This window comes from Ruegeria sp. YTSA135, assembly GCF_059610165.1.
The window spans coordinates 37,988-61,539 of record NZ_JBXWNC010000004.1 but is presented as its reverse complement, the minus strand read 5'-3'; the positions used below and the strand labels follow the sequence as shown (position 1 = coordinate 61,539).

Below are 23,552 nucleotides of genomic sequence, written 5' to 3'. Positions count from 1 at the left end.
GATAATCATATTTATATATGCTGAATTTCATTCGCACTTGCAGCATTATTCACGTTGAAGCCAGTTTAGAACTCTTTTAAACGGCGGGGCGAAAACTAGTGAATCACAGGAACATGAATATGAAATCCGGTACCAAACTGCCCGACGTAACCTTTCACACCCGTGTCCGTGATGAGGCCATCGAAGGCCCGAATCCGTTCCGTTGGGAAGACAAGACCACCGCGGATTACTTTGCCGGCAAACGCGTCATTCTGTTTTCGCTGCCAGGCGCATTCACTCCTACATGCTCGACCTATCAGCTTCCGGGGTTTGAAAACGGCTATGCCGAGTTCAAGGAAAAAGGCATTGACGAAATCTACTGCATGTCCGTCAATGACAGCTTCGTCATGAACAAATGGGCAAAGGATCAGGGTCTTGAAAACGTCAAGGTCATCCCGGACGGTTCAGGCGAGTTCACCCGCAAGATGGGTATGCTGGTCGACAAAGACAATCTGGGCTTTGGCATGCGCTCTTGGCGCTACGCAGCCATCGTGAATGACGGTGTCGTCGAAGCTTGGTTCGAAGAGCCGGGTCTGATGGATAACTGCCCCGAGGACCCCTATGGCGTGTCCTCACCGGACAATCTGAAAAAGCACCTGGACGAAGCCAACGAGCCGGCTTTGGCCTAAGCTTGTAGCCGACCTGATGCTAAAGACCCGCCGCTGGCGGGTCTTTTCGTGTTAAGGCCTGCGCGGCGGCAACAAAACCTTCACTAACTTGTCTGATAACTTCAGGTATCAAAAAAAGATCAAAGCCCCTGAACGCGATCAAGCAGATCACCCAATCATTCGGTTTCTTTCCGACTGGCTTTCGTAGTGCCGCTTGAGCCTTTGTAGTGCGATCCGGAGCACGATCTTGCCCGAACGCGCTGACCAGCCCATACGCTTTTCAGCAAGCTCCAACCCTTCAAGATAGCAACAGCACCGCAGCGCCACGTCGCTTAGCCCTGGACCAAGATCCGACAAAGCGTGCTCAACGCGTTTACGTGCATCTGAGGCCCCTTGCCCGCCGTGAGACTCGAGCCCGAAGCTGCCGCGCCCGCCTGCGGTCAGGAAGTGATCCCAGTTCTGTGCGACCTGAGGGCCGATCTGCGCTAGCTCGAAATCCTCGCGCAACCGTTCACCTGCGGCCACAAGCGTTTCGTCCAGAAAGGGTTTGCCATCGCGATCGCGCCTGCGAGCCAATCCGATCAACGGGCTTTCCGCTGCATAGTAGCGGATGCGTCTTGACCGCTGTGACTTTGCTGTCACGCTGTTGCCTTGCGCAAATTGCGACTGAAACGGTGTTTGTACCTCGGACATGCCGAACTCATTGCGTGCACGCGCTTTGTTTTCGTCATCCGCAATCAATTGGCTGAGCGCGGAACGCCCCGATGACGAAATCCGATACCTTGAGATACGACCGGGATTGTCACAGGAAATCCAGTCCTTCAGGGCCAAAGCCTGCGCGATCCTGCAATCTACTATCGCCGTTTTGGCTGTACCCCCCTCGCCCAAGTCGCGTACGACCACAGCCTTGTCCATTTCTTCGGCGACTGCCAGGACCGCCCCAGTTTCGCACAAACGGCGCAGAATCCGCAGCGCCTCGCGGTTGAATTCTTCGTCCTTTGCAGCGGCGGTTTCTTCCTGTGTCACATGAAAGGTGCTGTCTGCTGCGGCTGGCGTTTCAGCAAAATGTGCCTGGGCCAGAGACTGCAGCGCGGCATCCACCAACGGATCGTCTCGGCGTGTTTCTATGCGCCTGATCTGCCTTAGTATGGTCGAAGCATGGCACCCTGCTGATCGCGCAATATCGCGGATCGATTGACCGGTTTCCGTATGGGCAAGATATCTTTGCGCCCCCTCTGGTACCCAAGCCGGAATGGTGAAAGCCTCGTTGTTTTGCATGATTACTTGCCCTTGTCGACCCAACAATCTGTTCTCAATCGCCCCCGGTAAATTTGTTAACCAATTCTAACTAGAGTCGCTTTCGTTACTTGTTCGTTAACCTGCAGAGACAAGTGCCAGATTTGTCTCAAATTCATAAACACTCATGAAGCCAGAGTGCGGCGCGACCCCGATCAAGGCAACACCCGCTTAGGTTGTGCAACATATATGGCAAAGTTCACTCTGACTAAGGAACCCCGAAATGCAGGACCTGATGACAATGATTACGACCCTTCGCCGCCCCCGCCTGTTGGCACGGGCCGCAAACATAGGGGCGCAGGACTATGATCGGGATCGGTACCTACAACGCATTCTCGGATACGGGTCCATGCCCTCTACCGGTGCGGCGCTGGTACGACTGTTGGAAATGGAACGAGAGGTCAACGCACAGCGTCTTGAGGAGGATGCAGCCTATTCGCTGGTCCGTCATCTTGATCTGCTAATCGCGTTGCTGGGCGAGGCGCAGCTGTTTCAGGCCAGCCGCGCCGCGCAGTATCAATGATCAGGTGAAGGCATCCGGCATGGATGCTTTCTTTTCCGCCACGTATTCGTTCAATGCGGCATTGATGGCCGGGTCGATTTGCGGCTGCTGATAATTGGCCAGCAGACGCTCGACCCGCGCGGCGGCCAGTTGCCGCGTGTCGCGCGCGCCTTCATCTTCCCAGGTTTCATAGGGCTTGTAGTCCAGCAAGTCTGTTTTCCAGAATGCTTCCTTGAAGTTCGCCTGAGTGTGGGCGCAACCAAGATAGTGACCGCCCGGACCAACCTCGCGGATCGCATCCATTGCCTGCGCGTTTTCGTCATAGGTCACGCCTTTGGCCAGTCCATGCAGAACACCCAACTGGTCGGCATCCATGACAAACTTCTCGAAATCGGCAACCAGACCGCCTTCGAGCCATCCGCACGAGTGCAGCATAAAGTTGACACCAGCCATCAACCCCATGTTCAGTGAGTTCGCCGTTTCATAAGCGGCCTGCGCGTCGGGCAGCTTTGAACCACAGAACGAACCGGCCGAACGGAATGGCAGGTTCAGGCGACGCGCCAGTTGACCTGCGCCATAGGTGATGTGCGAGGCTTCGGGTGTGCCAAAGGTTGGCGCGCCGGAATTCATATCGATTGAGGTCACGAACGCACCGAAGATCGCAGGCGCGCCCGGACGAATGATCTGGCTATAGGAAATGCCCGCCAGTACCTCGGCCAGAACCTGCGTCAGCGTTCCCGCAACTGAAACCGGCGCCATTGCACCACCGACGATAAACGGTGAGATGATGCAGGCCTGGTTGTTTTTCGCATAGACCTCAAGCGCACCCATCATCACGTCGTCGAAGGTCATCGGAGAGTTGATGTTAACCAGCGAAGTCATCACCGTGTTTTCCTGAACGAACTCTTTTCCGAACAGGATTTCACACATCTCGACCGAATCCTGCGCCCGGCTGGGATCTGTGACCGACCCCATGAACGGCTTGTCCGACAAGGTCATGTGCGCCATCAGCATATCCAGGTGACGCTTGTTCACGGGTATGTCTGTAGGCTCGCAAACGGTTCCGCCCGAATGGTGCAGCCATTTGGACATATACGCCAGTTTCACGAACTTGTTGAAATCGTCCATGGTCGCATATCGACGACCGCCATGAATATCGCGCACGAAGGGCGGACCGTAGACCGGTGCCAGAACAAGGTTGCGGCCACCGATAACAACGGATTTCTCCGGGTTGCGGGCGTGCTGGGTGAACTGACTGGGGGCGGTTTTGATCAGCTCGCGCGCCAGCCCGCGCGGGATGCGCACACGCTCACCATCAACATCGGCCCCGGCATCTTTCCACCGCTTAAGGGCATCCGGATTGTCGACGAAGTTAACGCCCACCTCGGCCAGAATGGTCTCTGCGTTGGTTTCAATAATTTCCAGGGCTTCTTCGTTCAGAACTTCGAAATTTGGAATGTTCCGTTCGATGTACTTCGCCGTTTCGATGCGAACTGCGGTGCGCTCGGCGCGGCGGGCGGCGCCACCGCCGCCTCTGGCCCTGCGCCGGGTGTTAGCCTCTGCCATGAGAAAATCCCATCTGATACTTCGTTTGGAGGTTGTGTTACAGGACTGCGCCACGCGCCAGCATATGATTTACGGCGCTCTGGGGGGAAAAGCGACATGGGCGCAGCATCTCCAAAAACTTTGACCGCCATAACCACTACGGGCATGATAATGCAATGAAGACCCAGGATCAGGCCACATCGCCATCTGAAACTGCGCGCACGACCCTCACCGCGGCCGAGATCGGAGCTGTCGCACATCTGTACCGCGGAGAGGTGTACCGGAGCACATTGTGGCGCACTCGACTGGACACAACGACGAATTGGGCCGTTGTTACGCTGGGGGTCGCGCTGTCGATCTCGTTTTCGTCCCCTGAGGCTTCGCCGCTGCCGTTAGTGTTGGTGGGCGTTTTAATCATCCTGTTTCTGATGCTTGAGGCGCGGCGCTATCGATACTTCAACGTCTGGCGTGCGCGTACCCGGTGGATGGAGACACATTTCTATGCACCCATGTTGATGGATGGCGATCTGCACATGGAAGAAAACTGGCAAAAGGTGCTTGCTCAGGACTACTTGCATCCAAAGTATCACGTCGGGTTCTGGGTCGCCGCCGGACGGCGCATTCGCAGAAACTACCTGTGGATTCTCGTTATTCAGGCATTGGCGCACATTGGCAAACTGGTAGTTCATCCAACTCCGGTAGGGAGTTTCCGCAACTTCATTGATCGCGCGGATATCGGGCCAATTCCGGGCGAGGCCATCATCGGCATCGGTACACTTTACGTAGGATCGTGGAGCGCCCTTGCCATCTGGAGCTATCGCGTCGACCTGCGCCGCGCCGCAGAGCGCGGAACGTCGAGTTCGGATTCTATGGGTTGAACCCGGTCAAAGGTCTTTTCGCATCGCGACCGAATTTTTGTAAATCCCCGTCTCAACCCAACCAAGATGCGCATAGATCGCACGCGTGTCCTGCATCAGACAATGGGTGCGCAGTTCCATGTGACTGCAATCACAGTCTTTTGCCATCTCCTCAACTTTCGCCAGAAGCTGTGCGGCAATCCCCTGACCTTGCGCCTTTGGCGAGACGGCCAAATTAGTGACTTTCATCGCCGTGTTTTTTCTTGCGAATATCACCACGCCTACCAATCGCTCACCTATGCGGGCCAGAAGCACGTGGTGATCCGCAATGTCCTGCGCGATGCCTGCCGTCACATCGGGCAGATCATCTATAGTTTCCCGCGCCTTGGCATAGGCAACGCTGATGCAGTCAACTATCGCCTCGACGTCGTTCTGCGTTGCATCCATGAAACGAATGGCCGACATTCTTCACTCTCCCTCAGCATTGCGCTGAAAACGCCCTCATAACGCTTGCACATACCCGCCACGCGACCTAAGAGCCAGTCATGAGCCAGACATCCCATGACCGCCTTCTCATCATCGACTTCGGCAGCCAGGTGACGCAGTTGATTGCACGTCGCCTGCGCGAGTTAAACGTCTACTGCGAAATCCACCCATATCAGAATGTCACGATGGACTTTGTGCGCGACATGGCGCCCAAGGCTGTGATTTTCTCGGGTGGACCGGACAGCGTCACGCGCGAAGGATTCCCGCGTGCTCCGCAAGAGATTTTTGATTATGGGGTGCCGATTCTAGGCATCTGCTATGGCCAACAGGTGATGATGCACCAATTGGGCGGCAAGGTCGAAAGTGGCCACGGCACGGCTGAGTTCGGTCGGGCATTTGTCACTCCCACCGGTGATCTGGACATCCTGAACGGTTGGTTCGCCGACGGAAATGAACAAGTCTGGATGAGCCACGGTGATCATGTCAGCCAAATCGCTCCGGGGTTCGAGGTGTTCGGCACCTCGCCAAATGCGCCTTTTGCAATCACTGCCGACACGGATCGCCATTTCTATGCAGTCCAGTTCCACCCCGAGGTGCACCACACACCCAAGGGCGCGAAGCTGTACGAAAACTTTGTCAAACTCGCCGGGTTTAGCGGTGACTGGACCATGGGTGCTTATCGCGACGAAATGATCCGCAAGATTCGCGAGCAGGTCGGTGACAAAAAGGTCATTTGCGGCCTGTCCGGCGGCGTCGACAGCTCGGTCGCGGCGATCCTTATTCACGAGGCGATTGGCGATCAGCTCACCTGCGTATTCGTGGACCACGGCCTGTTGCGCAAGAACGAGGCGCAGGAAGTCGTCGGCATGTTCCGCGACAACTACAACATTCAGTTGATTCACGCAGATGAAAGCGAGTTGTTTCTGGGCGAGCTGGACGGCCAGTGCGACCCTGAAACCAAGCGCAAGATCATCGGCAAGCTGTTCATCGACGTGTTCCAGAAACATGCCGACACGATCGAGGGGGCCGAGTTTCTGGCCCAAGGCACGCTCTACCCGGACGTAATCGAGTCTGTATCGTTCTCAGGTGGTCCTTCGGTCACTATCAAGTCACACCACAATGTTGGCGGCTTGCCCGAGAAGATGGGTCTGAAGCTTGTTGAACCCCTGCGCGAGCTGTTCAAGGACGAAGTGCGTGCCTTGGGACGCGAGCTTGGCCTGCCCGACAGCTTTATTGGCCGCCACCCCTTCCCCGGACCGGGGCTGGCGATCCGCTGCCCAGGCGAGATCACGCGTGAAAAACTGGACATTCTGCGAGAGGCGGACGCGATCTATATCGACCAAATTCGCAAACATGGTCTTTATGACGAGATTTGGCAGGCTTTCGTGGCGATTCTTCCGGTCAGAACCGTTGGCGTGATGGGCGACGGTCGCACTTATGACTATGCCTGCGCCCTGCGTGCAGTTACGTCCGTCGATGGCATGACCGCCGACTACTACCCGTTCAGCCATGAATTCCTTGGCGAGACGGCCACGCGCATCATTAATGAGGTCAAGGGCATCAACCGATGCACATATGACATCACATCGAAACCTCCGGGCACGATCGAATGGGAATAACGCTGGCGCGGCTTCGTCGCGACTTAGTTTGTTTAAGTCCCGCCAGAAACCCATAGATTGCACTTCGGAATCCCACGATTCCTGCAGGCAGAAAGATGGACAGCAGCAAACCGCAGATTGGCAAGGCCGCGCTTTGGATGACCGGGGCGATTGCCTCGTTCTCCTCGATGGCCGTTGCTGGCCGGGAGCTCAGCGTGACGCATGACACGTTCGAAATCATGTTCTACCGCAGCCTGGTGGGCATATGTGTCGTAGCATTCATCCTGACGCTGACACGGAAATGGAATCAGGTCTCGACACACAGGCTGGGGCTACACGGTATCCGAAACCTGATTCACTTCACGGGCCAGAACCTCTGGTTCTATGCCGTATCCGTGATTCCACTGGCGCAGGTTTTTGCGCTGGAATTTACTCAGCCGATCTGGGTTGTTCTGCTGTCTCCGCTATTGCTGGGCGAACGACTGACTCCCGTGCGCGCGCTGTCCGCACTGATCGGCTTTGTCGGTATTCTGATTGTCGCCCGACCGGGTGCCGTTCCTTTGAATGCCGGTGTACTGGCTGCCGCACTTTCGGCAGTTTTCTTTGCCCTTACAACGATTTCCACGAAAAAGTTGACGCAGTTCGCCAGTATCGGCTGCATCATGTTTTGGTTAACGGTTATGCAGGCGGTGCTTGGGCTGATCGCCTCGGGTATCGACGGACAGATTGCTCTGCCGACACTCAATACAGCACCCTTCCTTATACTGGTCGGACTTGCGGGCCTGTTGGCGCATTACTGTATCGCGAACGCTCTGGCCATCGCCCCGGCAACCGTGGTTGTCCCGTTCGACTTTGCCCGCCTGCCCACAATCGCGGTGGTCGGCATGATTCTGTATCAAGAACCGCTGGATCACTGGACGCTTTTGGGGGCTGCGGTGATCTTTTCGGGTATCTTTCTGAACGTCCGCGCCGAGAATCGTAGCAGATTGGCAACAGATTAAGGCCACACTCACCGCTGATAACGTACCGTCACTAGTTGACGGTAAGGTAAAGCTTGAGAAATATCGGGCACGAAGGACAGGGTCGATCATCACCACTCGGATAATCGGGCCTTACTTGCAGGACAAATTTAGGGAGGACATAATGAGAAAAGCGCTATTGCAGGCGTGCGCGCTGAGCGTTGGGGCAACAGGGGCGTATGCTGGCGGGCTAGACCGCAGTGGTCAGGGCGTCAATATTCTGTTTGAAGAAGGAAGTGTCGTTCAATTGCGTTTAGGTTACGTAAACCCGGACGTGAGCGGTGAGCAGAACGGCGTATCGTCAGGCAACGTGACAAACGACTTTTTCTCACCTGGCTTGGCTTACAAGCATTCGTTTAGTGAGCGTGTAGACTTTGCTTTGATCTACGACCAACCGTTCGGCGCAGATATTGAGTATCCTACCGACTATCCTCTGTCCATCAACCCAGTTCCGCCTGCCATCGGCGGTCGTACCGGCGTCTTGGCCGCGACAGCAGACGTCGATGCCATTACCGCTCTCTTGCGTTATAAATTCGACGGTGGCTTCAGTGCCATCGGGGGTATTCGTGCTCAACGTGCATCCGCAAACGTTACTGTACCTATTGTGGCAGGGTACGAGTTTGACGCCGACGCTGAGACGGATTTCGGTTATGTCGTAGGGGTCGCTTGGGAACGGCCCGAGATCGCCGCACGCGTTTCGCTTACATATAACTCAAAGATTACGCACAAATTTTCGTCTACGGAATCATTCAACCAGGCTCCTCCGGTCCCGGCTGCCCTGGTAACAATAGAAGACGAAACCGAGGTCGAAACACCCCAGTCGGTTAATCTTGATTTCCAAACCGGAGTCGCACCAAAGACACTGCTATTTGGTTCGATCCGCTGGGTGGACTGGCCTCAGACGGTACTGGCACCGGATGCCTATGTAGGTATTGTGGGTGACAACTTGGTCGACTACGAAGACGAAACCTTCACCTACACTTTGGGCTTGGGTTACCAGTTCTCGGAAGAATTCTCTGGTGCGGTATCAGTAGGCTATGAAAGAGATACCAGTTCGATCGTTTCAAACCTTGGCCCGACCAATGGTTTCTGGAGCCTTGGAGTTGGCGGCACATACTCGATCGAAAACGCCCAGATATCAGGCGGTGTACGCTACACCGATGTTGGCGACGCGACCACCACTACTGGTGGCGAATTCAGCGGCAACAGCGCGTGGAGCGTTGGTTTCCAGATCACCTATTCTCTGGGCTGAACCAAATCCAAGTAAACCGTCAAACCCCGCCCATCAGGCGGGGTTTTCTTTTAGCAAGTTCCGGGTCGAACAGTTGTGCCAACAATGCAAAAACGGGGCATGGCTGCACAAAAACACCTATCTCCACGCGCTTGGGCCGAGCTTCTTCTACTCGGAGTGATTTGGGGCGCGTCGTTCGTGTCGATCCGGATCGCGCTGGATACGATTCCGGTGATGACATCGGTGTTACACCGCGTCTTCTGGGCCATGCTTGTGCTTTGGCTGATTGTAATTGCTAAACGGTTGACGATTCCACGCAGCCCACGCGTTTGGGCGGCTTTTTTGGTTATGGGGCTTCTGAATAACGCGATTCCGTTTTCTTTGATGGCATGGGGGCAGCTTTACATCGAAGTTGGCCTGACCTCGATCCTCAACGCGATGACTGCCATTTTTGGGGTCGTGACCGCAGCGTTTTTTTTCAAGGATGAACAACTGACCCGATCACGAGCGATAGGTGTAGCCCTTGGATTTCTCGGGGTTGTGATTGCGATTGGGCTGCGCAATTTCGTGTCGTTCGACCTGCAGAGCATGGCTCAGCTTGCCATAATTGTTGGTACCATATCCTATGCGCTGGCCGGAGCGTGGGCGCGGGTAACCCTGTCTGATCTGCCACCTGTGGTGGCTGCGGCCGGGATGTTGACCGGATCGACCATTTTGATCCTACCGCTTGCCTTGATTGTTGATGGTGTACCCAGACTGGACCTGCCCCTGACCACATGGTCGGCGATTGGCTACTATGCCCTTTTCGCAACTGCTGGCGCCTACCTGCTGTATTATCGGGTTCTCAAAATGGCCGGAGCGGGCAATCTGTTGCTGGTCACACTGATTATTCCACCCGTTTCCATCGTTTTGGGCGCAGTTCTGAGGGATGAGACCCTTCCCCTGCAAGCCTATCTGGGTTTTGCAATCCTCGCGCTGGGTCTGCTGATCCTAAACCGTTCAGGTGCCCGAGATTGACCTCGCCCGCTGCCCGTTTTAGCTAGGTCGGAAAAAGGGATAGCGGACGATGATCTACAGTTCGGCAAAAGACTGGCGCGATGCGCCGCGTAAGAAAGTTCTTTTCTTTGGGATGTCGGGTCTGGGCAAAACCTATGTGTCGAACGTGCTGCGCGACTCGGGCGATTGGTTCCACTACTCGATCGACTACCGTATCGGCACCCGTTACATGGGTGAGTACATCGCAGACAATGCCAAAGCCGAAGCGATGAAAGTCCCCTTTCTGCGCGACCTCTTGCTGACGGATTCGATCTTTATCGGCTCGAACATCTCGTTCGAAAACCTGACACCGGTAGCAGCCTATCTGGGCAAGCCCGGAAACCCGGAGCTGGGTGGGCTTGAAATCTCGGAATATCGCCGCAGGCAAGAACAGTTCCGGCAGGCAGAAATTCACGCCCTGTTGGATACCGAGTACTTTATCGACCGGGCGAAACGCCTTTACCAGTATCCGCACTTCATCTGCGATACGGGTGGGTCGATCTGCGAATGGGTTGAGCCGACAAACCCCTCGGATCATGTTCTGTCTGAACTATCCAGCCGAACCCTAATGATCTGGTTACAGGGGGATGATGCGCACACGGCTGAATTAATCCGCCGCTTTGACAAGGCACCTAAACCGATGTCCTATCAGCCCGAGTTCCTGACCAAGGCATGGAACGATTACCTGACGCAGAATGCCTGCCGGGCCGAAGATGTTGACCCTGACGCATTTATCCGCTGGACCTATGCGAAGGCGCTGGCACATCGTCAGCCGCGCTATCGGGCGATGGCGGACAATTGGGGTGTGACGGTTTCTGCGGACGACATGCATAAGGTTCGCGATGCCGCTGATTTCGATGAGTTGATCGAACGCACCCTTGAGACCCGGAGAAACCGCGCTTAACTAACGCTCCTGTATCGTAACATCAAAGGCTTGCTACCTGATGCCAATCAAGATCCCATCCGACCTACCCGCATTTGACGTACTCTCAAAAGAGGGTGTCATGGTCATGGCTGAGGATCAGGCAATGCGTCAGGATATTCGCCCGCTGCGGATCGGATTGCTGAATCTGATGCCCAAGAAAATCCAGACTGAAAACCAGTTTGCTCGCCTGATTGGGGCGACGCCGCTACAGATTGATCTGTCCCTGATCCGCATGACCGAACACCGCACCAAGAACACCGCGGCCGAGCATATGGCCGAATTCTATCGCTCCTTTCAGGAGGTGAAGACCGAGAAATTTGACGGCCTGATCATAACCGGCGCGCCGATTGAGCATTTGAAGTTCAACGACGTCACCTATTGGGACGAAATGTGTGAAGTGTTCGAATGGACGCAGACCAATGTCCATTCAACCTTTGGCGTCTGCTGGGGCGGCATGGCGATGATCAATCACTTCCACGGCGTCAAGAAACACAAGCTGGATGCCAAGGCATTTGGATGCTTTCGTCATGCGAACCTGAACCCTGCCTCGCCGTTCCTGCGCGGGTTTTCGGATGACTGCGTAATCCCTGTCAGTCGCTGGACCGAGATGCGACAGGACGAGATCGATGCCGCAGATGGTTTGGCAACACTGCTGGGCAGCGACGATGTCGGGCCTTGCCTCGTCGAAGACCCGGCGCACCGTGCGCTCTATATCTTTAATCACTTCGAGTATGACAGTGACACACTGAAACAGGAGTATGATCGCGACATCGCGAATGGCACGCCCATTAACGTGCCGATCAACTACTACCCAGATGATGATCCAAGCAAGACACCGCAGAACCGGTGGCGCAGCCACGCCCATCTGCTCTATGGCAACTGGATCAGTGAAATTTACGAGACTACGCCTTATGACATCAGCCGGATCGGCGTCGAAAAAACTGATCTGAGAGCCTGACGCAGTGATACGCGCCGGCGTCATAGTTCTAACGCTTTTGGTTTTGCTATGGGTCGTTGCCGTCTGGCGCGCCTCACGGAATGAAGACCGCGCTGAGTCGGCCTTTCCACCCGAAGGTCAGATCGTTGACGTGGATGGTATCGCGGTGCACGCGGTGGTGATGGGCGCAGGGCCGGATGTCGTTCTGATTCACGGATCCAGCGGCAATACTCGCGACATGACATTTGCGCTGGCGCCTATATTGGCTGAGCGCTTCCGCGTGATCGTATTCGACCGACCCGGATTAGGTTATAGTTCCGGCTTTAACCCCGATGGGGAAACCATTGGTCAGCAAGCCGATATCTTACAAAAGGCAGCCGCAATCCTAGGGGCGGAAAAACCCGTCGTTGCTGGGCAAAGCTATGGCGGCTCTGTCGCGCTTGCGTGGGCTGTGACACGGCCTGACAATATCTCTGGACTTGTCCTGATCGCACCCGCGGCAATCCCGTGGGAAACGCCGCTGGACCGGTTCAACTCGTTGGCATCAACGACGACCGGGCGCATAGCCGCCCTCCCCCTGATCACCGCGTTTGTGCCCGATTGGTACGTGTCCAAAGCCTTGGACCAAGTGTTCGCTCCCCAAGCTGCGCCTGACGGTTATGCCAGCCATTTTGGTCCGGGCCTATCCATACGACGCGCTTCGATGCACGCCAATGCCAAACAGCGCGTCAATCTATTGGAAGAAGTTCGCGCCTTGCAACCTCGGTACAAAGAAATTGATGTCCCGACCGAGATCGTCCACGGGACAGCCGATGACACTGTTGGTCTGGGCTGGCACTCTCATCGTCTGATTGACGAGATACCCGGCGCCGAACTTATTGAGCTGCAAGGGATCGGGCACATGCCGCAAGTCGTTGCAGCACCCGAGGTTGCTGCCGCGATCGAGCGTGCCGCACAACGGGCGGGTTTGCGTTAACCCCGCCCCTAATCCATAGTAGTACTTGGATTTTATGGCGAGGTGACACATGGCCCGTTCCGAAAAAGGTTCCATCGAAAAGTATTACAAAAAACACGCGCCGAAAGAGGTGCGCCTAGCCATTGATAAGTCATCGAAAGACGACATTCTGAATCCTACATATCCTTACAAAGAGAGAATGAAGCGCAAGGACTACGAAAAACAGATGGAGCGTCTTCAGATCGAACTGGTCAAGATGCAATCCTGGGCTAAAGAGACCGATCAGCGCATTGCCATTATATTCGAAGGCCGGGATGCCGCTGGAAAAGGCGGTACGATCAAACGATTCCGGGAAAACCTGAACCCACGTGGCGCGCCGGACGTGGCGCTTAGCAAACCGTCGGATACTGAGCGAAGCCAATGGTATTTCCAAAGATACATCCCACATCTGCCAGCTGCCGGCGAAATCGTGTTCTTCGATCGCAGTTGGTACAATCGTGGCGTCGTTGAAAACGTTTTTGGGTTTTGCACTGAAAAAGAGCGTGAACGGTTCTTCCGGCAGGTCCTTCCACTGGAAACAGGTCTGGTGAATGACGGGATCAAACTGTTCAAGTTCTGGCTGAATGTTGGTCGGGCGGAGCAGTTAAACCGTTTTCTGGCGCGCGAAACTGACCCGTTAAAGCAGTGGAAGCTAAGCCCGATAGATGTGAAGGGATTGTACAAGTGGGACGAATACAGCCAGTCGATCGCGGAAACTCTTACCCGCACGCACTCGGCTTTTTGTCCGTGGACCATTGTCCGCTCTGACGACAAGAAACGCGCGCGGTTAGCGGCCATTCGCACAGTTTTGCATGCCTTGGATTATGACGAAAAAGACGAACACGCGATTGGCCCGGTCGACCCCAAAATCTGCGGCGGGCCAGAGATGTGGGATGCATGACTGGGAGTGGACGATCAGCTCTGCACAAATTATGTCCGGACTCCCGAAGACTTAAACAACAAGGGCACCTGAAACAGGAATGACAAAACGCGGGTATCACCACGGGAACCTGAAACAGGCCCTGATCGAGGCGGCCCTGTCTCTGATCGAAGAAAAAGGCCCAACCGGCTTTACCTTGTCGGAAGCGGCGAAAACAGCTGGTGTAACTCCTGCCGCAGTCTATCGTCATTTTCACGGACGCGAGGACCTGATAGCCGAGGCTGCGCGCCAAGGTTTTGAAATGTTCGCGGACCTGATGCAATACGCCTATGACAAAGGGCAGCCCTCGGCCTTGGCCGCGTTCGAGGCGACAGGCCGCGCCTATCTGGCATTTGCCCGAAAGCACCCCGGCCATTACATCGCCATGTTCGAAAGTGGTATTTCGGTGAACCGTACGCCCGAATTGTCACTTGCGGCAAACCGGGCGAAATCCGTTCTGGAGAAGGCCGCTGCCGACTTGTCGCAACACATCCCGCCCGAAAAACGCCCACCAGCCTCGATGTTCAGCGCCCACATCTGGGCCATGAGTCACGGCGTGGTTGAATTGTATGCCCGCAACACCGGCGCGAGTTCTCCCTTTCCACCCGAAGATTTACTGGAATCCGGCATCGGCATTTACTTGCGTGGTTTAGGGCTGGTACCGCAAGACGACTGAGGATCAGAACCTGCTTTTTCGCATCGGCACACTCAGACCCGAAGAGACATTAATCAGGTTCATCTCACCCATGCCCTTGATATCCACACGCCCGATGTCCGAGACCTGAAACTCGTCAATCAGCGCGTATTTCATTTCTTCCGGGGCCACGATATGCATTGGGTTTGCAAAGACTTGCAATCGCGCGGCAATGTTCACTGCGGGGCCGAAGACGTCATAGACATATTTCTGTATCCCTACGACTGATCCCACGGCAGCACCCATGCCCAAACCGATCCGCGCTTGCCACTTGTGAGGGTGACTTTCATTCCTGCGCTCAAGATATCGAAGAAACCGCACAGCACAATGCGCCACCGCCGTGGCATGGTCCGGTGTCGGATCCGGCATTCCAGACACAGCCAGATAAGCGTCACCAATTGTCTTGATCCGCTCACACCCGAACTGTTCAACGATACGGTCGAAAGCAGTAAAGATGTCATTCAGTTCACTCAGAGTGACTGTCGGATCCGTTTTGGCTGCAAAATCCGTGAAACCAACAAAATCCAGCATCACCACAGACACTTGGTCAAATAACTGCGGGGTGACAACACCAAATGTTTTAAATTCTTCATATACGGCGCGCGGCATCAGGTTCAACAACAGGCGTTCTACGCGCTCTTTCTCGCGCTCCAGCTCACGCGTGTTGCGTTCAACCATTGTCGAATAGCTATCGATCATGCTTTCCAACTCGCGGATACGGGTGATGTTTTGGCATTCAATAACCAGTACCTGCTCGGATAAACCGCTCGCCAGCGAGACAGTCGTCGCCAGGATAAGGGTTCTCCGCTTTGGTTTGATCTGCAATTCAACCGAGTACCGAAGCCCGGATTGCTTCACGTCATCCAGCTCTCGCGAATCCAGAGATGGTAGCAGGTCCAAAAGCGTTTGCCCCTTTTCCGGGGTTCCGAACCAATCACTGAAAGGCCCGTTTTGAAAAACAAAGCTAAAATCCGAGGCCCTCACAACTGCAACCCCGACCCCTATCGCGCGAAGCAATTGCTCGTTTATCGCAAGAATACTCATGCCGCGTCGCGAGTGACAATGATCGAGCGTTTTGACTCGATTGCGTTCAGTGCGGTCTTGATATCTGGGTCTTCCATCCCGTGAATGGACAAAGCTTCGGTAAAAAGCTCAACCATTTCGTCAAAATCCGCATGCGAGATGTTCAGATTTCGATGGACCACCTCAATCCTTTCGTCGCTGAAAGACGCAGGCCCCCCAACCAAAGAAGAGACGAACTTGGTCTGGTGATCTATTAGGCGCGGAATGTCGATATCTTCGAAATGGCCGCCGATCTGATCCGAATCCAAGGCCATTTCGTAGAATGTCATCACGATCCGGCTAATCGCTTTGAACCCGCCGTATTTTTCATAAATTGTCCGACCCACACCGCACACCCATGTGTTAATCTTAAACAACACGTTGAGTTTATATCAAAAGCGCAAATTTGTTAACGCTTGCACGCAGTTTAGCTGCAAATAGCCTAGTTGTACTCCAAACGGTTGGGATGACTAGTTCAAACGCCTAAATCATCGGCGCAGGGAATAAACCCGATAAAACCGCCTTGTTCTTTCAAACGAGACTCGCCACCAGCGCGCCAATACAGCTTGCGTCGGGCGGCCCGCAACTCGCGCCAAATTCGGAACCACATGGGTCCTTTGTCCAAGCCACTATTGGTTTTTTGGTCTTGCGACCTCTCGCTGATCTTGACGGGCTCTGCTGTTTGGTCCTGCTGCTTCGACCAAATCACCTGCACCCCAATAGCCGGGAAACACTGATAAATTTTCCAATTTTGGCGCGGCAGAGAAATAAAGTCGTCAAGGTGGTCCGAATATCTCTCTGACCATGACAACAGTTTGCGACACGCCGCTTGCGTCACAATGTAAGCAGCCGAACTGGGCGCCATTTCAAGCATCGGCCGAACCGGAACATCCGCGATGCTCTGCAACGGCCCGAACCGCATAGATCGGGGCGAGTAGTCCAGCTTGATCAGATCGAAGCCTTTTCCGTGGTTTAACAGCGCGGCGATCACCTTCCCAGAGTCGGCAGACATTTCCACGTCATCTTCAAAAATGGCAACAGCGTTCAACCCCTGATCCACTACGGTTTGCCATAGGGCGCGATGACTTTCGAAACAGGCGACTTCGCTTTGCGTCAGGCCCCAACGTGTGCCGGTTCCCGGAACGTACCCGTTGCCGTCCAATGCGCCGGTCTGCTGCCCGTCAACTGCGCTGTAACGCTGCGCGCCGACTAATCCGGTTAGAGTGAACTGATCCTGCATAAATGCGGCCCGCGCAGGGACCCGATCCAGGTTGATAAAATACACACCTGTTTGCGATGGCAGATCGTATTGTCCCACGGCACGTCCTTTCAAACACTGTCGTCAGATACACATCGCTAAACCTGACAATCAACCCCACCAAAGGCGAAGTCAGCCCTGATTCATAAGATCGCGGACCAAGGCTGACTAACTATCTACCGGTTAGATCAGGCACTGATCGTGTTATGTTCGGGTCCATAGGGGAACCTAGTGATATTCTCTGCGCCATTTTCGTGCACAACAAGAATGTCATGCTCTCGATAGCCACCAGCACCGGGTTCGCCCTCGGGGATCCACAACATCGGCTCGATTGAGACGACCATGCCGGGCTCAAGAACCGTGTCGATATCCTCGCGCAGTTCCAGCCCAGCCTCGCGACCGTAGTAGTGACTTAGAATTCCGAAGGAGTGACCATAGCCGAACGAACGGTATTGCAGCAGGCCCTCCTCCGCGAAAAACCGGTTGATCGCGGTGCAGATCCCCGAACAGGTTGCACCTGGTTTAATCAGGCTCAGACCCAGCTCATGTGCAGCGATATTGGCCTTCCAAATGCGCAGGCTTTCCGCGTCGGGTTCGCCCAAGAACAGAGTCCGTTCCAGAGCCGTGTAGTAGCCCGAGATCATGGGAAACGTGTTCAGCGACAGGATATCGCCCTTTTGCAGCGCGCGCTTTGTTACCGGGTTATGCGCGCCGTCAGTATTCAGACCGGACTGGAACCAAACCCATGTGTCCCGATACTCAGCATTCGGATAGGCGCGCGCAATTTCCGCCTCCATCGCGTCGCGCCCGGCCATGGCGACCTCAATTTCTGTAGCCCCCTCACGAATAGCGGCGTGAATGGCCGCGCCGCCAATATCCGCGGTATTGGCACCGCCCTTGATCAGATTAATCTCTTCCGTTGATTTCACCATGCGTGAGGTCATCGTGTCGGGTGCAATATCTACCAGTTCCGGGCTGCCCAACATGTCCAGCGCGGTGTCGCGCATAGCCAATGACATATGGTCGGCCTCGATCCCGATGCGTCGAGCCGACCCCAATAGGCTCCCAACAGCACGCCAGTAATTTTTCCGCTGCCAGTCGGTATAAATCACGTTTTCCCCGACCGAGCGCCGCCACGGCTGGCCCGCGTCGATATTCGCGGACACCGTGGTGCAGCTGTCCTGTGTCACGACACATCCATAGGGTCGGCCAAACGCGCAATACAAAAAGCCCGAGTAGTAAGCGATGTTGTGCATCGATGTTAGCAACACCGCCGGGATATCGCGTGCCGCCATCGTAGCGCGCAGGTTAGCGAGACGCCGTGCGTATTCCGCTTTGCTGAAAGGCAATGGTGCTTTGTCGCCATTGTGGCGGGTGAAAAATTCCGGGCGTCTGTTCAGGTCGATCATCTGGTCTCTCCTCAATGCCGGACAGGCACCGCCCGGCCACAAGTCCCGGCGTTCAGGACAAGCGGCCTCGGGAACCGAGAGCCATGCACCCCGCCTTGTGCCACGACGCCATCGTGACCGGAATGCATGGAGAAATCGCTAGATCACGTTGCGAGTCGCGTCAAGCCGGGCTGAGACCACGCAGACGTTCTGACCGCCGCCGCAGCAATTCAACCGTCGTCAGCAGCGCAATCGAGATCACCACAAGGATAGTTGCTACGGCCAGAATGGTCGGGCTGATCTGTTCACGAAGGCCGGTAAACATCTGCCAAGGCAGTGTTTTTTGGCTAGCAGACCCAACAAACAGAACCACCACAACCTCATCAAACGAAGTGATAAAGGCGAACAGGCCGCCCGAGATTACACCCGGCAAAATCAGAGGCATCTGGATTTTGAAGAACGTACGAACCGGTCCTGCGCCCATATTGGCAGCAGCCCGTGTCAGCGATTGATCGAAACCGACAAGCGTGGCGGTCACAGTGATGATAACAAACGGAATGCCAAGAACAGCGTGTGCAAGAATAACTTTGACGTATCCGACAAAGTTCTTGTCCATCCCTAGCGTTCCTTCAAGAAAACGCCCGATGTCACTGTAGAAAAAGAACATACCTGTGGCCGAGATAATCAGCGGAACGATCATGGGCGAGATTAGGATACCCATGATTGCCCGACGCCCCGGTACGTGCGACTGGCTTAGGCCAATGGCTGCCAGCGTTCCCAGAGACACGGAAATGACTGTCGCAATCGGCGCAATGATCAGTGAGTTCTTGAAACTCCGCTGCCATTCGTTGTTGGTAAAGAAATCCTCGTAATGCTTGAGCGAATACCCTTCTGGGTCAAGGCGCAGCATTTCGGGCGTAAAGGTAAAAAAGTCCTGTGCGTTGAAGGACAGCGGCAGAACGACAAGGATCGGCGTTATCAGGAATACAAAAATCGCTCCGCATACAACGCGAAACAAATAATGTCCAAAAACCTGACGACCAGTCAAATATGGCAGCAGCTTCTGGCGATAGCGGCCCTCGTACAGCCAAAAGATAAAGAACGCAAAGAACCAGCCGACCAGCAGCCCAATGACCAATCCTGTGAATCCGGCAAAGAAATATCCAGCCGCGGTCAATCCAAGGATCGTAATCAGGCGTGCAACGCGTTCATTGTCGAGCACTGCGATGTAGAGCCACGCAAGGCCTGCCATCAGAACCGCGCCCAATAGGATGCCCAGCAGAACATTGCCCTGCCCGGCTCCGACGAACATGCCAACGAACCCTCCGGCGATGGCAACTGAAGGCAGGACCATAGACAGCGGCTTGCGGGATATTGGTGTGAGTGCAGCCATGATCTTTACCCTAGTTTAACGTTATCAATGCCGACAATCTTGTCGTAACACCAGTAAAGCAAGAGAACGACCGCCAGCAGGATTGTCCCCAAAGCCGCCGCCAATCCCCAGTTCAGTGAAGACGAGATGTGGTAGGCGATCCGGTTCGAGATAAAGACACCCTTGGTGCCGCCCACGATTTCGGGCGTGATGTAGTAACCAATGGCCAAAATAAACACGAGGATCGACCCTGCGCCTATTCCAGGTATGGATTGCGGGAAATAGATCCTCCAGAACGTCGTCCAGTTGGTTGCGCCCATCGATTTGGCCGCGCGGGTGTAGGATGGCGGGATCGTCTGCATCACAGAATACATCGGAAGGATCATGAACGGTAGCAGGATATGCGTCATCGCGATAATCGTGCCGAACTGGTTGTTGATGATCACAAGCCGCGCATCATCTGCAACAAAGCCTAGCCAGACTAGCGTTTCGTTGATCACCCCTTGTTGCTGCAGCATTACTTTCCAAGCAGATGTTCGCACCAGAAGCGAGGTCCAGAAGGGCAACAGAACCAGGATCATCAACAGGTTCGAAACCCGCATCGGCAACGTCGCCAATAGATACGAGACCGGATAGGCCAGCAAGATACAGGCACCAGTAATGACAAGAGACATAAACAGTGTACGGCCAAATAGTTTGACCAGAATCTGCTTGTCTTCGGGCTGCGCCCTCGGTCCCTCAGGCGTGCGGCGCATATCAATGGCATTCAGGAAATAACCGTTGGTAATCGGGACCGCGTGCGTTTTTATTGTACGCCAAGTCTCGACCTCGCCCCATCCTTCATGAATATCTATTAGCTTTTCTTTGAACGGCGCATCAGCTTCTGGGTCCAAACGCTTGATATTTCGCCCAGATTTACGGAACATCGAAGACATACCCGTTTCTTCGTAGTTCAAACGTGAACCAAGCCGTGTATGTTCTTTTGCCTCAACAGCGGCAATCATGTCTTTTACGAAAGCCGCGTACAGTGCTTCGTCCGGTAACTCTCCGCTGTCGGCATCCCAGTTTCTAAGCTCCACCACTGTCAGTGGGAGTGTCTCGGAAACGATACTATTCTCAACCGAGCGGAACAGCATCGACACGATCGGGATCACGAACGAGAGCAAGACAAACAGTAACAGGGGCGCAATCAGGGCCAGAGCCCGAACTTTGCGACGTCGCAATGAACGCGCCAGCGATTTTTTCAGAGGCGTTCCATCCGCGGCCAACATCGGGCCGGATTGAGTAGCGTCAGTCATCTGCGTCCCTTGGTTTTTGGTGGGTCGGGGCCAAGACTGGCCCCAACCGTGAGTTTCGATACAGGTTTACTGTGCCAGCCACGCCTGGAATTTGGCGTCAATATCGTCGCGATAGTCCGCCCAGAACTCGTAGTTGTAGAGGAACGTGTTCTTCGCGTTGTTGGGATCGGTCGGCATATGCGGAGCCATGTCGATACCAAGCTCAGCGTGCTGACCTACCAATGGTGCCGACGACGCACGTGCCGGACCATACGAGATGAACTTGGCCTGATCCGCCAGACGCTGAGTGTCGGTTGCGAACTTAACGAACTCTTTGACACGCGCCAAACGCTCGTCGCTCAGACCGGCTGGAATGATCCAACCGTCAAGATCGAACACCTGCGCGTCCCAGAGCATTTCGAACGGCTGGTCTTGCTCTTCAATCGCCGAGAACCAACGGCCATTGTAGGACGTGCCCATAACAACTTCGCCATCGGCCAGAAGCTGCGGCGGCTCAGCAGCAGCGCCCCACCATACAACCTGATCTTTGATTGTTCCCAGCTTGTCCAGCGCGCGCTGTTGGCCCTCTTCGGTCGACAGAACGTCATAGACATCGTCCTTTGCCACGCCGTCACAGATCAGCGCCCATTCCATGTTGTTAATTGGGCGCTTTTCCAACGTCCGCTTACCTGGATAGGTTTCCATGTCGAACATGGCACAGATCGAGTCAGGCGCCGGTGCCCCATCCGGAAGCAGGTCGGGACGGTAGGCCGCCGTTGTCGAATACACGATCTGCGGAATGAAACAGTCGCTGACCAGAAGATCGCCGAAGTCTTCTGATGCCGGAGTACCATCCGGTGCCGCTGCCAGCAGCTCGTCCGGGTCGTATTCCATCGCCAGACCTTCGTCACACAGGCGGATCGCATCAGCGGCAACAACGTCCACCAAATCCCAGGTGATGTTGCCAGCTTCGTTCATTGCGCGCAGCTTGGCGACCGCTTCGGGCGAGCTTTCGTCCCATACGATCGTCAATCCCGGGTTCATCTCCATAAAGGGTTCAGCGTAAGCCTTTGTTTGCGAGCTTTGATATGCGCCGCCCCAGGAAACTAGCGTCATCTCCTCGGCCATTGCACTGCCTGCAATCGCAGCAACCGCACTGGCTAGAAGAGTGGATTTAGTTACTTTCATAGTAAACTCCCTATTACACCCGTTAATTTTAACCAAAAGACCGGAGCACGAGGCAACCCGATCATCAGATTATCCCACACGTGCGGGCAGAGCGTGCGGGTGAGTCTTGGCTCAGGCGTCCAGCGCCCGGCAGTCCTTGGCCAGCCAGCCGATCTCGACCTCCTGACCTGGGCTCAGTTTGATCGCATCCGGAGCGTTGCGGGTTTTGATGATGAAATCATCATTTCCTGCAACTGAAAGACGAAAGCGGAACACATCGCCCATATAGATGAACTCTTTCACCGTTGCTTTCAGTGTATGCGCATCGGCGTGCAGACGGTCCTTGTTGAATTCCACACGTTCGGGCCGGATCGAAACCTTGGTTCGTTCACCCGCAGCATGAACGTTCACCGGCTTGGCATCAATCTCAGAGCCATCATCAAGCTTCACAACGCAGGTATCGCCATCGATCGACTTAATAACCCCATCCAACGTGTTGTTTTCGCCAATAAACTGCGCCACGAAACTGTTATCTGGCTCTTCATACAGAAGGTCCGGCGGTGCCAATTGCTGAATTCGACCGTCATCGAATACGGCAACACGATCTGACATGGTCAGCGCTTCGGTCTGGTCATGCGTCACGTAGACGGTTGTGATCCCAAGCTCATGCGCCAGACGCGTAATCTCAAACTGCATGTGTTCACGCAGTTGCTTGTCCAATGCGCCAAGCGGTTCGTCCATCAACACAAGCTCGGGCTCAAACACCAGTGCGCGGGCAAGTGCAATCCGCTGCTGCTGACCACCGGACAGTTGCGCCGGGCGACGGCTGCCAAAAGCACCCATCTGCACCATGTCCAATGCACGTTTGACCTTTTCTTCGCGCTGATCCTTGCCAATCTTCCGAACTTCCAACGGGAATGAGAGGTTCTCGGCCACGGTCATATGCGGAAACAGGGCATAGTTCTGGAACACCATCCCAATCCCGCGTTTGTGCGGAGGAATGTTGTTGATCGGTCGCCCGCCCAACATGATCTCTCCGTACGTGGCTGTTTCGAAGCCCGCCAGCATCATGAGGCAAGTCGTCTTGCCGGACCCTGACGGGCCAAGCATGGTCAGAAACTCGCCTTTCGGCATCGAAAGGTTAAGATCTTTTACAACGAGAACTTCACCATCATAGGATTTTTGGACACGCTGAAACTCGACGAACGCTGCGTCATTGGTCATATACCGACTTGGCTCCCTGTGCGGTCTCTTTGGTGTCCGGTGTACCCGAATCTCAAGACCCATTGGCGTTATTCAATGGCATGCAGGGTGTGACCTGCAACCAATATTTAATAGTAGGG

23 protein-coding genes are annotated in these 23,552 nt (G+C 54.9%); 12 read left to right on the top strand and 11 right to left on the bottom strand.

All coding sequences use genetic code 11. The features are described 5' to 3' along the window. The first annotated feature begins 119 nt into the window (after nucleotides 1–119). Nucleotides 120–668, top strand: a complete 549-nt coding sequence (locus AC2FIT_RS06750) for a peroxiredoxin (RefSeq protein WP_068335137.1) — start codon at nucleotides 120–122, stop codon at nucleotides 666–668. Nucleotides 669–815: 147 nt separating this feature from the next. Here the strand turns inward: AC2FIT_RS06750 and AC2FIT_RS06745 are convergent, their stop codons facing one another. Further along, complete coding sequence (locus tag AC2FIT_RS06745; RefSeq protein ID WP_496827888.1) at nucleotides 816–1,925, bottom strand: DUF6456 domain-containing protein; 1,110 nt, start codon at nucleotides 1,923–1,925, stop codon at nucleotides 816–818. Between the two features lie 241 nt (nucleotides 1,926–2,166). On the opposite strand from AC2FIT_RS06745, the gene AC2FIT_RS06740 reads away from it, so the two are divergent. Then, on the top strand, nucleotides 2,167–2,466 hold the full coding sequence (locus AC2FIT_RS06740) for a DUF6477 family protein (protein ID WP_496827886.1): 300 nt from the start codon (nucleotides 2,167–2,169) through the stop codon (nucleotides 2,464–2,466). Here AC2FIT_RS06740 and AC2FIT_RS06735 read toward each other — a convergent pair whose 3' ends face one another. Continuing rightward, nucleotides 2,467–4,011 carry a trimethylamine methyltransferase family protein gene (locus tag AC2FIT_RS06735; RefSeq protein ID WP_496827884.1) on the bottom strand — a complete coding sequence of 515 codons (1,545 nt, stop codon included), beginning with the start codon at nucleotides 4,009–4,011 and terminating at the stop codon, nucleotides 2,467–2,469. Nucleotides 4,012–4,166: 155 nt separating this feature from the next. Here AC2FIT_RS06735 and AC2FIT_RS06730 point away from each other — a divergent pair, with 155 nt between their 5' ends. Then, nucleotides 4,167–4,868 carry a DUF2270 domain-containing protein gene (locus AC2FIT_RS06730; protein ID WP_496827882.1) on the top strand — a complete coding sequence of 234 codons (702 nt, stop codon included), beginning with the start codon at nucleotides 4,167–4,169 and terminating at the stop codon, nucleotides 4,866–4,868. 6 nt (nucleotides 4,869–4,874) lie between these two features. On the opposite strand, the gene AC2FIT_RS06725 is transcribed toward AC2FIT_RS06730, so the two are convergent. Further along, nucleotides 4,875–5,312: a GNAT family N-acetyltransferase gene (locus AC2FIT_RS06725; protein WP_496827879.1), complete on the bottom strand. Its 438-nt coding sequence runs from the start codon at nucleotides 5,310–5,312 to the stop codon at nucleotides 4,875–4,877. A gap of 80 nt (nucleotides 5,313–5,392) precedes the next feature. Here AC2FIT_RS06725 and guaA point away from each other — a divergent pair, with 80 nt between their 5' ends. The 9 genes from guaA to AC2FIT_RS06680 all read left to right on the top strand — a co-directional run bounded on the left by guaA (nucleotide 5,393) and on the right by AC2FIT_RS06680 (nucleotide 14,667). Then, on the top strand, nucleotides 5,393–6,952 hold the full coding sequence (gene guaA / locus AC2FIT_RS06720) for a glutamine-hydrolyzing GMP synthase (RefSeq protein WP_496827877.1): 1,560 nt from the start codon (nucleotides 5,393–5,395) through the stop codon (nucleotides 6,950–6,952). A gap of 95 nt (nucleotides 6,953–7,047) precedes the next feature. Next, nucleotides 7,048–7,932 (top strand): DMT family transporter, encoded by an 885-nt coding sequence (locus AC2FIT_RS06715; protein WP_496827875.1) that lies wholly within the window; start codon nucleotides 7,048–7,050, stop codon nucleotides 7,930–7,932. Nucleotides 7,933–8,074: 142 nt separating this feature from the next. Then, complete coding sequence (locus AC2FIT_RS06710) at nucleotides 8,075–9,202, top strand: OmpP1/FadL family transporter (RefSeq protein ID WP_496827873.1); 1,128 nt, start codon at nucleotides 8,075–8,077, stop codon at nucleotides 9,200–9,202. Between the two features lie 99 nt (nucleotides 9,203–9,301). Next, the gene (locus tag AC2FIT_RS06705) at nucleotides 9,302–10,198 is read left to right on the top strand and encodes a DMT family transporter (protein ID WP_496827871.1); all 897 of its coding nucleotides are present in this window, start codon (nucleotides 9,302–9,304) and stop codon (nucleotides 10,196–10,198) included. Nucleotides 10,199–10,247: 49 nt separating this feature from the next. Then, nucleotides 10,248–11,120, top strand: coding sequence for an ATPase (locus AC2FIT_RS06700; protein ID WP_496827869.1), 873 nt, complete (start codon nucleotides 10,248–10,250; stop codon nucleotides 11,118–11,120). A gap of 40 nt (nucleotides 11,121–11,160) precedes the next feature. Continuing rightward, complete coding sequence (metA, locus tag AC2FIT_RS06695) at nucleotides 11,161–12,099, top strand: homoserine O-acetyltransferase MetA (RefSeq protein WP_496827867.1); 939 nt, start codon at nucleotides 11,161–11,163, stop codon at nucleotides 12,097–12,099. A 4-nt stretch (nucleotides 12,100–12,103) separates the two neighbouring features. Next, the gene (locus AC2FIT_RS06690; protein ID WP_496827865.1) at nucleotides 12,104–13,054 is read left to right on the top strand and encodes an alpha/beta fold hydrolase; all 951 of its coding nucleotides are present in this window, start codon (nucleotides 12,104–12,106) and stop codon (nucleotides 13,052–13,054) included. 49 nt (nucleotides 13,055–13,103) lie between these two features. Continuing rightward, complete coding sequence (ppk2, locus tag AC2FIT_RS06685; protein WP_496827863.1) at nucleotides 13,104–13,973, top strand: polyphosphate kinase 2; 870 nt, start codon at nucleotides 13,104–13,106, stop codon at nucleotides 13,971–13,973. A 79-nt stretch (nucleotides 13,974–14,052) separates the two neighbouring features. Next, the gene (locus tag AC2FIT_RS06680; protein ID WP_058281071.1) at nucleotides 14,053–14,667 is read left to right on the top strand and encodes a TetR/AcrR family transcriptional regulator; all 615 of its coding nucleotides are present in this window, start codon (nucleotides 14,053–14,055) and stop codon (nucleotides 14,665–14,667) included. A 3-nt stretch (nucleotides 14,668–14,670) separates the two neighbouring features. Here AC2FIT_RS06680 and AC2FIT_RS06675 read toward each other — a convergent pair whose 3' ends face one another. The 8 genes from AC2FIT_RS06675 to AC2FIT_RS06640 all read right to left on the bottom strand — a co-directional run bounded on the left by AC2FIT_RS06675 (nucleotide 14,671) and on the right by AC2FIT_RS06640 (nucleotide 23,433). Further along, nucleotides 14,671–15,729 (bottom strand): adenylate/guanylate cyclase domain-containing protein, encoded by a 1,059-nt coding sequence (locus AC2FIT_RS06675; protein ID WP_496827861.1) that lies wholly within the window; start codon nucleotides 15,727–15,729, stop codon nucleotides 14,671–14,673. Beyond that, nucleotides 15,726–16,094: a group I truncated hemoglobin gene (locus AC2FIT_RS06670; protein ID WP_496827859.1), complete on the bottom strand. Its 369-nt coding sequence runs from the start codon at nucleotides 16,092–16,094 to the stop codon at nucleotides 15,726–15,728. Before AC2FIT_RS06670 ends, AC2FIT_RS06675 begins: the two co-directional genes overlap by 4 nt. 128 nt (nucleotides 16,095–16,222) lie before the next feature. Next, nucleotides 16,223–17,065, bottom strand: a complete 843-nt coding sequence (locus tag AC2FIT_RS06665) for a glycosyltransferase family 25 protein (protein ID WP_496827857.1) — start codon at nucleotides 17,063–17,065, stop codon at nucleotides 16,223–16,225. A 128-nt stretch (nucleotides 17,066–17,193) separates the two neighbouring features. Next, nucleotides 17,194–18,414, bottom strand: coding sequence for an aminopeptidase P family protein (locus tag AC2FIT_RS06660; RefSeq protein ID WP_496827855.1), 1,221 nt, complete (start codon nucleotides 18,412–18,414; stop codon nucleotides 17,194–17,196). Between the two features lie 160 nt (nucleotides 18,415–18,574). Next, nucleotides 18,575–19,786 (bottom strand): ABC transporter permease, encoded by a 1,212-nt coding sequence (locus AC2FIT_RS06655; protein WP_496827853.1) that lies wholly within the window; start codon nucleotides 19,784–19,786, stop codon nucleotides 18,575–18,577. A gap of 5 nt (nucleotides 19,787–19,791) precedes the next feature. Continuing rightward, entirely contained in the window at nucleotides 19,792–21,063 is a 1,272-nt protein-coding gene (locus AC2FIT_RS06650; RefSeq protein ID WP_496827851.1) for an ABC transporter permease, read from the bottom strand. A 66-nt stretch (nucleotides 21,064–21,129) separates the two neighbouring features. Continuing rightward, nucleotides 21,130–22,230 (bottom strand): extracellular solute-binding protein, encoded by a 1,101-nt coding sequence (locus tag AC2FIT_RS06645; RefSeq protein WP_496827849.1) that lies wholly within the window; start codon nucleotides 22,228–22,230, stop codon nucleotides 21,130–21,132. Nucleotides 22,231–22,341: 111 nt separating this feature from the next. Beyond that, entirely contained in the window at nucleotides 22,342–23,433 is a 1,092-nt protein-coding gene (locus AC2FIT_RS06640) for an ABC transporter ATP-binding protein (RefSeq protein ID WP_496827847.1), read from the bottom strand. Nucleotides 23,434–23,552 lie beyond the last annotated feature (119 nt).